This window comes from Vibrio jasicida 090810c (assembly GCF_002887615.1).
Classification (GTDB): Bacteria; Pseudomonadota; Gammaproteobacteria; order Enterobacterales; family Vibrionaceae; genus Vibrio; species Vibrio jasicida.
Window position 1 is genome coordinate 2,445,824 of the sequence record NZ_CP025792.1, and the last position, 16,191, is coordinate 2,462,014.

General features: G+C 48.9%; 1 protein-coding gene, 5 tRNA genes and 8 rRNA genes. 13 read left to right on the plus strand and 1 reads right to left on the minus strand.

Going from position 1 to position 16,191, the window contains the following annotated elements:
• Positions 1 to 296 precede the first annotated feature (296 nt).
• The 13 genes from C1S73_RS11645 (at position 297) to rrf (C1S73_RS11705) (ending at position 14,681) form a co-directional block, all read left to right on the plus strand.
• Positions 297 to 3,188: ribosomal RNA gene (locus C1S73_RS11645) — 23S ribosomal RNA — on the plus strand.
• A gap of 93 nt (positions 3,189 to 3,281) precedes the next feature.
• A 5S ribosomal RNA gene (rrf, locus tag C1S73_RS11650) occupies positions 3,282 to 3,398 on the plus strand.
• A 367-nt stretch (positions 3,399 to 3,765) separates the two neighbouring features.
• Positions 3,766 to 5,318, plus strand: a 16S ribosomal RNA gene (locus C1S73_RS11655).
• A gap of 89 nt (positions 5,319 to 5,407) precedes the next feature.
• A tRNA-Glu gene (locus C1S73_RS11660) sits at positions 5,408 to 5,483 on the plus strand.
• Positions 5,484 to 5,485: 2 nt separating this feature from the next.
• A tRNA-Lys gene (locus tag C1S73_RS11665) sits at positions 5,486 to 5,561 on the plus strand.
• 29 nt (positions 5,562 to 5,590) lie between these two features.
• Positions 5,591 to 5,666 (plus strand) — tRNA-Val (locus C1S73_RS11670).
• A gap of 346 nt (positions 5,667 to 6,012) precedes the next feature.
• A 23S ribosomal RNA gene (locus C1S73_RS11675) occupies positions 6,013 to 8,904 on the plus strand.
• 93 nt (positions 8,905 to 8,997) lie between these two features.
• Positions 8,998 to 9,114 (plus strand): 5S ribosomal RNA (gene rrf / locus C1S73_RS11680).
• 367 nt (positions 9,115 to 9,481) lie between these two features.
• Positions 9,482 to 11,034: ribosomal RNA gene (locus C1S73_RS11685) — 16S ribosomal RNA — on the plus strand.
• A gap of 65 nt (positions 11,035 to 11,099) precedes the next feature.
• Positions 11,100 to 11,176 (plus strand) — tRNA-Ile (locus C1S73_RS11690).
• 39 nt (positions 11,177 to 11,215) lie between these two features.
• Positions 11,216 to 11,291 (plus strand) — tRNA-Ala (locus C1S73_RS11695).
• A 290-nt stretch (positions 11,292 to 11,581) separates the two neighbouring features.
• Positions 11,582 to 14,472: ribosomal RNA gene (locus tag C1S73_RS11700) — 23S ribosomal RNA — on the plus strand.
• 92 nt (positions 14,473 to 14,564) lie between these two features.
• Positions 14,565 to 14,681 (plus strand): 5S ribosomal RNA (rrf, locus tag C1S73_RS11705).
• Together the 16S, 23S and 5S rRNA genes with 5 tRNA genes alongside form the textbook arrangement of a ribosomal RNA operon.
• A gap of 316 nt (positions 14,682 to 14,997) precedes the next feature.
• Here rrf (C1S73_RS11705) and C1S73_RS11710 read toward each other — a convergent pair.
• A complete protein-coding gene (locus tag C1S73_RS11710; RefSeq protein ID WP_038870924.1) occupies positions 14,998 to 15,987 on the minus strand; it encodes a sensor domain-containing diguanylate cyclase in 990 nt (329 codons plus the stop codon).
• Positions 15,988 to 16,191: the final 204 nt, after the last annotated feature.

Below are 16,191 nucleotides of genomic sequence, written 5' to 3' on the forward strand. Positions count from 1 at the left end.
ACTCACGATGAGTGTCCACACAGATTGATAGTTCACAAGCGCAAGCTTGTAGCTAAGATAGCTCTTTAACAATTTGGAAAGCTGACAAAGTAATCTTTAAGATTACTTGTAAAGTTCTCAATGTTTGTCTTTATGACAAACACCAAAAAACACATTCAAGTGTTCTTGGGAATATCACTTTTAAAGTGATTATTCGAAATTGAGTCCGGCAAAATCGAAATGTCTCTCGCTCATTCAAATAATGAGAGACAACTTTGGTGATTTGATTATCAACTCGAAACTCCTTCGGGTTGTATGGTTAAGTGACTAAGCGTACACGGTGGATGCCTTGGCAGTCAGAGGCGATGAAGGACGTATTAACTTGCGATAAGCCCAGATTAGGTAGTAAAAACCACTTGAGTCTGGGATTTCCGAATGGGGAAACCCACTAGCATAAGCTAGTATCGCTGCGTGAATACATAGCGCAGCGAGGCGAACCGGGGGAACTGAAACATCTAAGTACCCCGAGGAAAAGAAATCAACCGAGATTCCGAAAGTAGCGGCGAGCGAAATTGGACTAGCCCTTAAGCTTTATATGCGTTAGACGAACGGTCTGGAAAGTCCGGCAATAAAGGGTGATAGCCCCGTAGTTGACAACGCACATTCAGTGAAATCGAGTAGGGCGGGACACGTGATATCCTGTCTGAATATGGGGGGACCATCCTCCAAGGCTAAATACTACTGACTGACCGATAGTGAACCAGTACCGTGAGGGAAAGGCGAAAAGAACCCCTGTGAGGGGAGTGAAATAGAACCTGAAACCGTGTACGTACAAGCAGTAGGAGCACCTTCGTGGTGTGACTGCGTACCTTTTGTATAATGGGTCAGCGACTTATATTCAGTGGCAAGGTTAACCATCTAGGGGAGCCGTAGCGAAAGCGAGTGTTAACTGCGCGACTTAGTCTCTGGATATAGACCCGAAACCAGGTGATCTAGCCATGGGCAGGTTGAAGATTGAGTAACATCAATTGGAGGACCGAACCGACTAATGTTGAAAAATTAGCGGATGACTTGTGGCTAGGGGTGAAAGGCCAATCAAACCTGGAGATAGCTGGTTCTCCCCGAAAGCTATTTAGGTAGCGCCTCGGACGAATACTACTGGGGGTAGAGCACTGTTAAGGCTAGGGGGTCATCCCGACTTACCAACCCTTTGCAAACTCCGAATACCAGTAAGTACTATCCGGGAGACACACGGCGGGTGCTAACGTCCGTCGTGGAGAGGGAAACAACCCAGACCGCCAGCTAAGGTCCCAAATTATTACTAAGTGGGAAACGATGTGGGAAGGCTCAGACAGCCAGGATGTTGGCTTAGAAGCAGCCATCATTTAAAGAAAGCGTAATAGCTCACTGGTCGAGTCGGCCTGCGCGGAAGATGTAACGGGGCTAAGTAATAAACCGAAGCTGCGGCAATGAAGTTTTACTTCATTGGGTAGGGGAGCGTTCTGTAAGCCGTTGAAGGTGTGTTGTAAAGCATGCTGGAGGTATCAGAAGTGCGAATGCTGACATGAGTAACGATAAAGGGGGTGAAAAACCTCCTCGCCGGAAGACCAAGGGTTCCTGTCCAACGTTAATCGGGGCAGGGTAAGTCGACCCCTAAGGCGAGGCCGAAAGGCGTAGTCGATGGGAAACGGGTTAATATTCCCGTACTTCTTACAATTGCGATGGGGGGACGGAGAAGGCTAGGTGGGCCTGGCGACGGTTGTCCAGGTTCAAGTGCGTAGGCTGAAGAGTTAGGTAAATCCGGCTCTTCTTAAGGCTGAGACACGACGTCGAGCTACTACGGTAGTGAAGTCATTGATGCCATGCTTCCAGGAAAAGCCTCTAAGCTTCAGATTGTAAGGAATCGTACCCCAAACCGACACAGGTGGTCGGGTAGAGAATACCAAGGCGCTTGAGAGAACTCGGGTGAAGGAACTAGGCAAAATGGTACCGTAACTTCGGGAGAAGGTACGCTCTTGATGGTGAAGTCCCTCGCGGATGGAGCTGACGAGAGTCGCAGATACCAGGTGGCTGCAACTGTTTATTAAAAACACAGCACTGTGCAAAATCGTAAGATGACGTATACGGTGTGACGCCTGCCCGGTGCCGGAAGGTTAATTGATGGGGTTAGACTTCGGTCGAAGCTCTTGATCGAAGCCCCGGTAAACGGCGGCCGTAACTATAACGGTCCTAAGGTAGCGAAATTCCTTGTCGGGTAAGTTCCGACCTGCACGAATGGCGTAATGATGGCCACGCTGTCTCCACCCGAGACTCAGTGAAATTGAAATCGCTGTGAAGATGCAGTGTACCCGCGGCTAGACGGAAAGACCCCGTGAACCTTTACTACAGCTTGGCACTGAACATTGACCCTACATGTGTAGGATAGGTGGGAGGCTTTGAAGCACAGTCGCTAGATTGTGTGGAGCCGTCCTTGAAATACCACCCTTGTAGTGTTGATGTTCTAACGTCGACCCCTTATCGGGGTTGCGGACAGTGCCTGGTGGGTAGTTTGACTGGGGCGGTCTCCTCCCAAAGAGTAACGGAGGAGCACGAAGGTGGGCTAATCACGGTTGGACATCGTGAGGTTAGTGCAATGGCATAAGCCCGCTTGACTGCGAGAATGACAATTCGAGCAGGTGCGAAAGCAGGTCATAGTGATCCGGTGGTTCTGTATGGAAGGGCCATCGCTCAACGGATAAAAGGTACTCCGGGGATAACAGGCTGATACCGCCCAAGAGTTCATATCGACGGCGGTGTTTGGCACCTCGATGTCGGCTCATCACATCCTGGGGCTGAAGTCGGTCCCAAGGGTATGGCTGTTCGCCATTTAAAGTGGTACGCGAGCTGGGTTTAGAACGTCGTGAGACAGTTCGGTCCCTATCTGCCGTGGGCGTTGGAAGATTGAAGGGGGCTGCTCCTAGTACGAGAGGACCGGAGTGGACGAACCTCTGGTGTTCGGGTTGTGTCGCCAGACGCATTGCCCGGTAGCTAAGTTCGGAATCGATAACCGCTGAAAGCATCTAAGCGGGAAGCGAGCCCTGAGATGAGTCTTCCCTGATACTTTAAGTATCCTAAAGGGTTGTTCGAGACTAGAACGTTGATAGGCAGGGTGTGTAAGCGTTGTGAGGCGTTGAGCTAACCTGTACTAATTGCCCGTGAGGCTTAACCATACAACACCCAAGGGGTTTTGATGGACTCAATGCAAGAACGATTGAATGTGTATAAATAGAACTTAAAATCAGTTTTCCAGATTAAAGAATTTGCTTGGCGACCATAGCGATTTGGACCCACCTGACTTCCATTCCGAACTCAGAAGTGAAACGAATTAGCGCCGATGGTAGTGTGGGGCTTCCCCATGTGAGAGTAGGACATCGCCAGGCTTTATTTCGCACTTGCTTATTTAATAAGCAAGTCACCATAAGGTTCTAAATTATTTTAGAGTTTTATGTTGACTTTCAAAGTGAAAGGCGTATTATACGCACCTCGCTTAAGTGCTAAGGCACTGAAAGCCAAGCTCTTTAACAATATAGACCTATCAATCTGTGTGGGCACTCGTTGATGATAATCCAATTAGAAACTTCGGTTTCAAATTAGGTTTCAATGAACTGAGTGACCAATCAAGTCTTCGGACTTGGCACAGTCAATTCATTATCATTCTGTTGGAATGGTAATAGCTTTAAAATTACTTCTTACTTTCGAGTAAGGATGAGTTTTGAAGTCAGTATTCGTTGAGCCGAACAAAATCTTAAATTGAAGAGTTTGATCATGGCTCAGATTGAACGCTGGCGGCAGGCCTAACACATGCAAGTCGAGCGGAAACGACTTAACTGAACCTTCGGGGAACGTTAAGGGCGTCGAGCGGCGGACGGGTGAGTAATGCCTAGGAAATTGCCCTGATGTGGGGGATAACCATTGGAAACGATGGCTAATACCGCATAATGCCTACGGGCCAAAGAGGGGGACCTTCGGGCCTCTCGCGTCAGGATATGCCTAGGTGGGATTAGCTAGTTGGTGAGGTAATGGCTCACCAAGGCGACGATCCCTAGCTGGTCTGAGAGGATGATCAGCCACACTGGAACTGAGACACGGTCCAGACTCCTACGGGAGGCAGCAGTGGGGAATATTGCACAATGGGCGCAAGCCTGATGCAGCCATGCCGCGTGTGTGAAGAAGGCCTTCGGGTTGTAAAGCACTTTCAGTCGTGAGGAAGGTGGTAGTGTTAATAGCACTATCATTTGACGTTAGCGACAGAAGAAGCACCGGCTAACTCCGTGCCAGCAGCCGCGGTAATACGGAGGGTGCGAGCGTTAATCGGAATTACTGGGCGTAAAGCGCATGCAGGTGGTTTGTTAAGTCAGATGTGAAAGCCCGGGGCTCAACCTCGGAATAGCATTTGAAACTGGCAGACTAGAGTACTGTAGAGGGGGGTAGAATTTCAGGTGTAGCGGTGAAATGCGTAGAGATCTGAAGGAATACCGGTGGCGAAGGCGGCCCTCTGGACAGATACTGACACTCAGATGCGAAAGCGTGGGGAGCAAACAGGATTAGATACCCTGGTAGTCCACGCCGTAAACGATGTCTACTTGGAGGTTGTGGCCTTGAGCCGTGGCTTTCGGAGCTAACGCGTTAAGTAGACCGCCTGGGGAGTACGGTCGCAAGATTAAAACTCAAATGAATTGACGGGGGCCCGCACAAGCGGTGGAGCATGTGGTTTAATTCGATGCAACGCGAAGAACCTTACCTACTCTTGACATCCAGAGAACTTTCCAGAGATGGATTGGTGCCTTCGGGAACTCTGAGACAGGTGCTGCATGGCTGTCGTCAGCTCGTGTTGTGAAATGTTGGGTTAAGTCCCGCAACGAGCGCAACCCTTATCCTTGTTTGCCAGCGAGTAATGTCGGGAACTCCAGGGAGACTGCCGGTGATAAACCGGAGGAAGGTGGGGACGACGTCAAGTCATCATGGCCCTTACGAGTAGGGCTACACACGTGCTACAATGGCGCATACAGAGGGCAGCAAGCTAGCGATAGTGAGCGAATCCCAAAAAGTGCGTCGTAGTCCGGATTGGAGTCTGCAACTCGACTCCATGAAGTCGGAATCGCTAGTAATCGTGGATCAGAATGCCACGGTGAATACGTTCCCGGGCCTTGTACACACCGCCCGTCACACCATGGGAGTGGGCTGCAAAAGAAGTAGGTAGTTTAACCTTCGGGAGGACGCTTACCACTTTGTGGTTCATGACTGGGGTGAAGTCGTAACAAGGTAGCGCTAGGGGAACCTGGCGCTGGATCACCTCCTTATACGATGATTACTCACGATGAGTGTCCACACAGATTGATACGGTTTATAAGTAAAAGAGACGAAGATATCCCAATATCTTCAATCCAGTGTCCCGTTCGTCTAGAGGCCTAGGACACCGCCCTTTCACGGCGGTAACAGGGGTTCGACTCCCCTACGGGATACCATTGGGTCGTTAGCTCAGTTGGTAGAGCAGTTGACTTTTAATCAATTGGTCGCAGGTTCGAATCCTGCACGACCCACCATTCTCTCCACGAGAATGAAAAAATAATGTGGGCGATTAGCTCAGTTGGGAGAGCACCTGCCTTACAAGCAGGGGGTCACTGGTTCGAGCCCGGTATCGCCCACCATTCTCTAAGTATTTTTGGATAGGAATTCCAAACCACTTCAGTAAGACGTATGTGGTTAGAATCTTCGACTCTGAAAGTCTTTAGAAAATGAACTTCTTAGGAAGTGATTTGCTCTTTAACAATTTGGAAAGCTGACAAAGTAATCTTTAAGATTACTTGTAAAGTTCTCAATGTTTGTCTTTATGACAAACACCAAAAAACACATTCAAGTGTTCTTGGGAATATCACTTTTAAAGTGATTATTCGAAATTGAGTCCGGCAAAATCGAAATGTCTCTCGCTCATTCAAATAATGAGAGACAACTTTGGTGATTTGATTATCAACTCGAAACTCCTTCGGGTTGTATGGTTAAGTGACTAAGCGTACACGGTGGATGCCTTGGCAGTCAGAGGCGATGAAGGACGTATTAACTTGCGATAAGCCCAGATTAGGTAGTAAAAACCACTTGAGTCTGGGATTTCCGAATGGGGAAACCCACTAGCATAAGCTAGTATCGCTGCGTGAATACATAGCGCAGCGAGGCGAACCGGGGGAACTGAAACATCTAAGTACCCCGAGGAAAAGAAATCAACCGAGATTCCGAAAGTAGCGGCGAGCGAAATTGGACTAGCCCTTAAGCTTTATATGCGTTAGACGAACGGTCTGGAAAGTCCGGCAATAAAGGGTGATAGCCCCGTAGTTGACAACGCACATTCAGTGAAATCGAGTAGGGCGGGACACGTGATATCCTGTCTGAATATGGGGGGACCATCCTCCAAGGCTAAATACTACTGACTGACCGATAGTGAACCAGTACCGTGAGGGAAAGGCGAAAAGAACCCCTGTGAGGGGAGTGAAATAGAACCTGAAACCGTGTACGTACAAGCAGTAGGAGCACCTTCGTGGTGTGACTGCGTACCTTTTGTATAATGGGTCAGCGACTTATATTCAGTGGCAAGGTTAACCATCTAGGGGAGCCGTAGCGAAAGCGAGTGTTAACTGCGCGACTTAGTCTCTGGATATAGACCCGAAACCAGGTGATCTAGCCATGGGCAGGTTGAAGATTGAGTAACATCAATTGGAGGACCGAACCGACTAATGTTGAAAAATTAGCGGATGACTTGTGGCTAGGGGTGAAAGGCCAATCAAACCTGGAGATAGCTGGTTCTCCCCGAAAGCTATTTAGGTAGCGCCTCGGACGAATACTACTGGGGGTAGAGCACTGTTAAGGCTAGGGGGTCATCCCGACTTACCAACCCTTTGCAAACTCCGAATACCAGTAAGTACTATCCGGGAGACACACGGCGGGTGCTAACGTCCGTCGTGGAGAGGGAAACAACCCAGACCGCCAGCTAAGGTCCCAAATTATTACTAAGTGGGAAACGATGTGGGAAGGCTCAGACAGCCAGGATGTTGGCTTAGAAGCAGCCATCATTTAAAGAAAGCGTAATAGCTCACTGGTCGAGTCGGCCTGCGCGGAAGATGTAACGGGGCTAAGTAATAAACCGAAGCTGCGGCAATGAAGTTTTACTTCATTGGGTAGGGGAGCGTTCTGTAAGCCGTTGAAGGTGTGTTGTAAAGCATGCTGGAGGTATCAGAAGTGCGAATGCTGACATGAGTAACGATAAAGGGGGTGAAAAACCTCCTCGCCGGAAGACCAAGGGTTCCTGTCCAACGTTAATCGGGGCAGGGTAAGTCGACCCCTAAGGCGAGGCCGAAAGGCGTAGTCGATGGGAAACGGGTTAATATTCCCGTACTTCTTACAATTGCGATGGGGGGACGGAGAAGGCTAGGTGGGCCTGGCGACGGTTGTCCAGGTTCAAGTGCGTAGGCTGAAGAGTTAGGTAAATCCGGCTCTTCTTAAGGCTGAGACACGACGTCGAGCTACTACGGTAGTGAAGTCATTGATGCCATGCTTCCAGGAAAAGCCTCTAAGCTTCAGATTGTAAGGAATCGTACCCCAAACCGACACAGGTGGTCGGGTAGAGAATACCAAGGCGCTTGAGAGAACTCGGGTGAAGGAACTAGGCAAAATGGTACCGTAACTTCGGGAGAAGGTACGCTCTTGATGGTGAAGTCCCTCGCGGATGGAGCTGACGAGAGTCGCAGATACCAGGTGGCTGCAACTGTTTATTAAAAACACAGCACTGTGCAAAATCGTAAGATGACGTATACGGTGTGACGCCTGCCCGGTGCCGGAAGGTTAATTGATGGGGTTAGACTTCGGTCGAAGCTCTTGATCGAAGCCCCGGTAAACGGCGGCCGTAACTATAACGGTCCTAAGGTAGCGAAATTCCTTGTCGGGTAAGTTCCGACCTGCACGAATGGCGTAATGATGGCCACGCTGTCTCCACCCGAGACTCAGTGAAATTGAAATCGCTGTGAAGATGCAGTGTACCCGCGGCTAGACGGAAAGACCCCGTGAACCTTTACTACAGCTTGGCACTGAACATTGACCCTACATGTGTAGGATAGGTGGGAGGCTTTGAAGCACAGTCGCTAGATTGTGTGGAGCCGTCCTTGAAATACCACCCTTGTAGTGTTGATGTTCTAACGTCGACCCCTTATCGGGGTTGCGGACAGTGCCTGGTGGGTAGTTTGACTGGGGCGGTCTCCTCCCAAAGAGTAACGGAGGAGCACGAAGGTGGGCTAATCACGGTTGGACATCGTGAGGTTAGTGCAATGGCATAAGCCCGCTTGACTGCGAGAATGACAATTCGAGCAGGTGCGAAAGCAGGTCATAGTGATCCGGTGGTTCTGTATGGAAGGGCCATCGCTCAACGGATAAAAGGTACTCCGGGGATAACAGGCTGATACCGCCCAAGAGTTCATATCGACGGCGGTGTTTGGCACCTCGATGTCGGCTCATCACATCCTGGGGCTGAAGTCGGTCCCAAGGGTATGGCTGTTCGCCATTTAAAGTGGTACGCGAGCTGGGTTTAGAACGTCGTGAGACAGTTCGGTCCCTATCTGCCGTGGGCGTTGGAAGATTGAAGGGGGCTGCTCCTAGTACGAGAGGACCGGAGTGGACGAACCTCTGGTGTTCGGGTTGTGTCGCCAGACGCATTGCCCGGTAGCTAAGTTCGGAATCGATAACCGCTGAAAGCATCTAAGCGGGAAGCGAGCCCTGAGATGAGTCTTCCCTGATACTTTAAGTATCCTAAAGGGTTGTTCGAGACTAGAACGTTGATAGGCAGGGTGTGTAAGCGTTGTGAGGCGTTGAGCTAACCTGTACTAATTGCCCGTGAGGCTTAACCATACAACACCCAAGGGGTTTTGATGGACTCAATGCAAGAACGATTGAATGTGTATAAATAGAACTTAAAATCAGTTTTCCAGATTAAAGAATTTGCTTGGCGACCATAGCGATTTGGACCCACCTGACTTCCATTCCGAACTCAGAAGTGAAACGAATTAGCGCCGATGGTAGTGTGGGGTTTCCCCATGTGAGAGTAGGACATCGCCAGGCTTTATTTCGCACTTGCTTATTTAATAAGCAAGTCACCATAAGGTTCTAAATTATTTTAGAGTTTTATGTTGACTTTCAAAGTGAAAGGCGTATTATACGCACCTCGCTTAAGTGCTAAGGCACTGAAAGCCAAGCTCTTTAACAATATAGACCTATCAATCTGTGTGGGCACTCGTTGATGATAATCCAATTAGAAACTTCGGTTTCAAATTAGGTTTCAATGAACTGAGTGACCAATCAAGTCTTCGGACTTGGCACAGTCAATTCATTATCATTCTGTTGGAATGATAATAGCTTTAAAATTACTTCTTACTTTCGAGTAAGGATGAGTTTTGAAGTCAGTATTCGTTGAGCCGAACAAAATCTTAAATTGAAGAGTTTGATCATGGCTCAGATTGAACGCTGGCGGCAGGCCTAACACATGCAAGTCGAGCGGAAACGAGTTATCTGAACCTTCGGGGAACGATAACGGCGTCGAGCGGCGGACGGGTGAGTAATGCCTAGGAAATTGCCCTGATGTGGGGGATAACCATTGGAAACGATGGCTAATACCGCATAATGCCTACGGGCCAAAGAGGGGGACCTTCGGGCCTCTCGCGTCAGGATATGCCTAGGTGGGATTAGCTAGTTGGTGAGGTAATGGCTCACCAAGGCGACGATCCCTAGCTGGTCTGAGAGGATGATCAGCCACACTGGAACTGAGACACGGTCCAGACTCCTACGGGAGGCAGCAGTGGGGAATATTGCACAATGGGCGCAAGCCTGATGCAGCCATGCCGCGTGTGTGAAGAAGGCCTTCGGGTTGTAAAGCACTTTCAGTCGTGAGGAAGGTGGTAGTGTTAATAGCACTATCATTTGACGTTAGCGACAGAAGAAGCACCGGCTAACTCCGTGCCAGCAGCCGCGGTAATACGGAGGGTGCGAGCGTTAATCGGAATTACTGGGCGTAAAGCGCATGCAGGTGGTTTGTTAAGTCAGATGTGAAAGCCCGGGGCTCAACCTCGGAATAGCATTTGAAACTGGCAGACTAGAGTACTGTAGAGGGGGGTAGAATTTCAGGTGTAGCGGTGAAATGCGTAGAGATCTGAAGGAATACCGGTGGCGAAGGCGGCCCCCTGGACAGATACTGACACTCAGATGCGAAAGCGTGGGGAGCAAACAGGATTAGATACCCTGGTAGTCCACGCCGTAAACGATGTCTACTTGGAGGTTGTGGCCTTGAGCCGTGGCTTTCGGAGCTAACGCGTTAAGTAGACCGCCTGGGGAGTACGGTCGCAAGATTAAAACTCAAATGAATTGACGGGGGCCCGCACAAGCGGTGGAGCATGTGGTTTAATTCGATGCAACGCGAAGAACCTTACCTACTCTTGACATCCAGAGAACTTTCCAGAGATGGATTGGTGCCTTCGGGAACTCTGAGACAGGTGCTGCATGGCTGTCGTCAGCTCGTGTTGTGAAATGTTGGGTTAAGTCCCGCAACGAGCGCAACCCTTATCCTTGTTTGCCAGCGAGTAATGTCGGGAACTCCAGGGAGACTGCCGGTGATAAACCGGAGGAAGGTGGGGACGACGTCAAGTCATCATGGCCCTTACGAGTAGGGCTACACACGTGCTACAATGGCGCATACAGAGGGCAGCAAGCTAGCGATAGTGAGCGAATCCCAAAAAGTGCGTCGTAGTCCGGATTGGAGTCTGCAACTCGACTCCATGAAGTCGGAATCGCTAGTAATCGTGGATCAGAATGCCACGGTGAATACGTTCCCGGGCCTTGTACACACCGCCCGTCACACCATGGGAGTGGGCTGCAAAAGAAGTAGGTAGTTTAACCTTCGGGAGGACGCTTACCACTTTGTGGTTCATGACTGGGGTGAAGTCGTAACAAGGTAGCGCTAGGGGAACCTGGCGCTGGATCACCTCCTTATACGATGATTACTCACGATGAGTGTCCACACAGATTGATACGGTTTATAAGTAAGAGACGATACTGGGTCTGTAGCTCAGGTGGTTAGAGCGTTCGCCTGATAAGCGAGAGGTCGGTGGTTCGAGTCCACTCAGACCCACCAATTTCTTTTGAAATTGGTATGCAGTATCGACACCTTGATGGGGCTATAGCTCAGCTGGGAGAGCGCCTGCCTTGCACGCAGGAGGTCTGCGGTTCGATCCCGCATAGCTCCACCATCTTTAAGTGTTCTTGAAAAAGAATCTTTAAAAATGGTTTTCATCAGAAAATCTAGCTCTTTAACAATTTGGAAAGCTGACAAAACAATCTTTAAGATTGTTTGTAAAGTTCTCAATGTTTGTCTTTATGACAAACACCAAAAAACACATTCAAGTGTTCTTGGGAATATCACTTTTAAGTGATTATTCGAAATTGAGTCCGGCAAAATCGAAATGTCTCTCGCTCATTCAAATAATGAGAGACAACTTTGGTGATTTGATTATCAACTCGAAACTCCTTCGGGTTGTATGGTTAAGTGACTAAGCGTACACGGTGGATGCCTTGGCAGTCAGAGGCGATGAAGGACGTATTAACTTGCGATAAGCCCAGATTAGGTAGTAAAAACCACTTGAGTCTGGGATTTCCGAATGGGGAAACCCACTAGCATAAGCTAGTATCGCTGCGTGAATACATAGCGCAGCGAGGCGAACCGGGGGAACTGAAACATCTAAGTACCCCGAGGAAAAGAAATCAACCGAGATTCCGAAAGTAGCGGCGAGCGAAATTGGACTAGCCCTTAAGCTTTATATGCGTTAGACGAACGGTCTGGAAAGTCCGGCAATAAAGGGTGATAGCCCCGTAGTTGACAACGCACATTCAGTGAAATCGAGTAGGGCGGGACACGTGATATCCTGTCTGAATATGGGGGGACCATCCTCCAAGGCTAAATACTACTGACTGACCGATAGTGAACCAGTACCGTGAGGGAAAGGCGAAAAGAACCCCTGTGAGGGGAGTGAAATAGAACCTGAAACCGTGTACGTACAAGCAGTAGGAGCACCTTCGTGGTGTGACTGCGTACCTTTTGTATAATGGGTCAGCGACTTATATTCAGTGGCAAGGTTAACCATCTAGGGGAGCCGTAGCGAAAGCGAGTGTTAACTGCGCGACTTAGTCGCTGGATATAGACCCGAAACCAGGTGATCTAGCCATGGGCAGGTTGAAGATTGAGTAACATCAATTGGAGGACCGAACCGACTAATGTTGAAAAATTAGCGGATGACTTGTGGCTAGGGGTGAAAGGCCAATCAAACCTGGAGATAGCTGGTTCTCCCCGAAAGCTATTTAGGTAGCGCCTCGGACGAATACTACTGGGGGTAGAGCACTGTTAAGGCTAGGGGGTCATCCCGACTTACCAACCCTTTGCAAACTCCGAATACCAGTAAGTACTATCCGGGAGACACACGGCGGGTGCTAACGTCCGTCGTGGAGAGGGAAACAACCCAGACCGCCAGCTAAGGTCCCAAATTATTACTAAGTGGGAAACGATGTGGGAAGGCTCAGACAGCCAGGATGTTGGCTTAGAAGCAGCCATCATTTAAAGAAAGCGTAATAGCTCACTGGTCGAGTCGGCCTGCGCGGAAGATGTAACGGGGCTAAGTAATAAACCGAAGCTGCGGCAATGAAGTTTACTTCATTGGGTAGGGGAGCGTTCTGTAAGCCGTTGAAGGTGTGTTGTAAAGCATGCTGGAGGTATCAGAAGTGCGAATGCTGACATGAGTAACGATAAAGGGGGTGAAAAACCTCCTCGCCGGAAGACCAAGGGTTCCTGTCCAACGTTAATCGGGGCAGGGTAAGTCGACCCCTAAGGCGAGGCCGAAAGGCGTAGTCGATGGGAAACGGGTTAATATTCCCGTACTTCTTACAATTGCGATGGGGGGACGGAGAAGGCTAGGTGGGCCTGGCGACGGTTGTCCAGGTTCAAGTGCGTAGGCTGAAGAGTTAGGTAAATCCGGCTCTTCTTAAGGCTGAGACACGACGTCGAGCTACTACGGTAGTGAAGTCATTGATGCCATGCTTCCAGGAAAAGCCTCTAAGCTTCAGATTGTAAGGAATCGTACCCCAAACCGACACAGGTGGTCGGGTAGAGAATACCAAGGCGCTTGAGAGAACTCGGGTGAAGGAACTAGGCAAAATGGTACCGTAACTTCGGGAGAAGGTACGCTCTTGATGGTGAAGTCCCTCGCGGATGGAGCTGACGAGAGTCGCAGATACCAGGTGGCTGCAACTGTTTATTAAAAACACAGCACTGTGCAAAATCGTAAGATGACGTATACGGTGTGACGCCTGCCCGGTGCCGGAAGGTTAATTGATGGGGTTAGACTTCGGTCGAAGCTCTTGATCGAAGCCCCGGTAAACGGCGGCCGTAACTATAACGGTCCTAAGGTAGCGAAATTCCTTGTCGGGTAAGTTCCGACCTGCACGAATGGCGTAATGATGGCCACGCTGTCTCCACCCGAGACTCAGTGAAATTGAAATCGCTGTGAAGATGCAGTGTACCCGCGGCTAGACGGAAAGACCCCGTGAACCTTTACTACAGCTTGGCACTGAACATTGACCCTACATGTGTAGGATAGGTGGGAGGCTTTGAAGCACAGTCGCTAGATTGTGTGGAGCCGTCCTTGAAATACCACCCTTGTAGTGTTGATGTTCTAACGTCGACCCCTTATCGGGGTTGCGGACAGTGCCTGGTGGGTAGTTTGACTGGGGCGGTCTCCTCCCAAAGAGTAACGGAGGAGCACGAAGGTGGGCTAATCACGGTTGGACATCGTGAGGTTAGTGCAATGGCATAAGCCCGCTTGACTGCGAGAATGACAATTCGAGCAGGTGCGAAAGCAGGTCATAGTGATCCGGTGGTTCTGTATGGAAGGGCCATCGCTCAACGGATAAAAGGTACTCCGGGGATAACAGGCTGATACCGCCCAAGAGTTCATATCGACGGCGGTGTTTGGCACCTCGATGTCGGCTCATCACATCCTGGGGCTGAAGTCGGTCCCAAGGGTATGGCTGTTCGCCATTTAAAGTGGTACGCGAGCTGGGTTTAGAACGTCGTGAGACAGTTCGGTCCCTATCTGCCGTGGGCGTTGGAAGATTGAAGGGGGCTGCTCCTAGTACGAGAGGACCGGAGTGGACGAACCTCTGGTGTTCGGGTTGTGTCGCCAGACGCATTGCCCGGTAGCTAAGTTCGGAATCGATAACCGCTGAAAGCATCTAAGCGGGAAGCGAGCCCTGAGATGAGTCTTCCCTGATACTTTAAGTATCCTAAAGGGTTGTTCGAGACTAGAACGTTGATAGGCAGGGTGTGTAAGCGTTGTGAGGCGTTGAGCTAACCTGTACTAATTGCCCGTGAGGCTTAACCATACAACACCCAAGGGGTTTTGATGGACTCAATGTAAGAACATTGAATGTGTATAAATAGAACTTAAAATCAGTTTTCCAGATTAAAGAATTTGCTTGGCGACCATAGCGATTTGGACCCACCTGACTTCCATTCCGAACTCAGAAGTGAAACGAATTAGCGCCGATGGTAGTGTGGGGTTTCCCCATGTGAGAGTAGGACATCGCCAGGCTTTAAATTTGAAGAAGCCCACTCGAAAGAGTGGGCTTTTTTGCATTTGGAGCAAAGTAAATTTGAGAACTCCTCTATAAAGGCACATCACTTTCTAAAGTCTGTATATCTTTCCTGTTTACTATATTTATCATGAGATAGTGCTAACGCACTACCTAGCCTCTCGCAATATCACTCTAGAACAGCCTTAAGCTTGTTGTTAAAACATATTGAGCTTGTCTGGTTCCATACTAGATTTAAGCATAAGAGCTGCGTGTGAGCGTGTTGAGGGAGGCGTGGATAAGTTAGTGTAAGGTATGGATGATAAAGCTGAAGGGTTAGGAAACCTTTTGGATTCTTAAGTTTGTTGAATGCTGTAATTTGATGTCAGGGATACTAGCATGATGAAGTGTTACTTGATTACGGCCTGAATGTTTTGAGTAATACATGGCTTTATCTGCGTTAATCATAAGTTCTTTTGCGCTCAATACTTGCCCGTCATACTCCGCGATACCAATGCTAACCGTTGTACTGATTTCGATACCATCTATTTTGCATGGCGCGTTTTGGATCGCTTGTCTGATCCTTTCTGCTATCTCATGGGCTTGTATTGCGCTGGTGTTGGTTAGGATCACGGCAAATTCTTCCCCTCCTAAACGACCAATAAAGTCAGTTCCACGAATTGCACGTTGGCAAATCTTGGCCACATGATTGATCACTTGATCGCCGGAGAAGTGCCCAACCTGATCGTTGATCTCTTTGAAGTGATCAATATCAATCATAACGCAAGTTAGGGTTTGAGATGGATGCGAATGCGAGCTCAGAGACCTATCTAGGCTGGTTAAAAATGCTCGGCGATTCAACACACCTGTTAATTCATCTGTCTCTGAGAGCTCTTTGAGGCGCCTTTCTAGCAGATGCGTTTTGGTGACATCACGCACGGACCAAATCACCAAGTTTTCATCACCTTGAATGCTTTCTACGGGTTGAATGATCGCTTCAAACCACGTTTCTTCTGGGTTCTCTAATGCTTCTAGTTCTTCTATTGGCATTAAAAGGTGGTCTTGCAGAGCCATACTGTATTTGACGACCTTAGGCTCGTTAGAGCGAAGCACATCGTTAATATAACCGATTAACTCAGCGGCTTTACTCGGCGATAAAACATCGTTTAACGTGAGGTTGGTGTAGCTTTGTGCATTGAAGTGTTTTGAATGGTAAGTACCACCGAAACTTTCGATATAGCGGCCTTGCTCATTGAGGATAAAGACATGATCAGGGAGGGTATTCAAAATGGCATGAAGCCAATCGTCCCTTTCTTTGTAAATCATGAGGTTAGTTCCTTTATCCAATGTAAGTTGTTGATTATATCTGTTTGTATTGAGTTCACAATCAATACTGATCACAGTTCAAAGCATCAGACTTGACTAATGTTTGTACAGGGTGAGGGAGAAGCGTTTGGAAGAGCTGAAGTGCCAGGAGCTTGAAGCTAATAAAAAAGGCTTAGCCATTGCTGACTAAGCCTTTTTTACAAA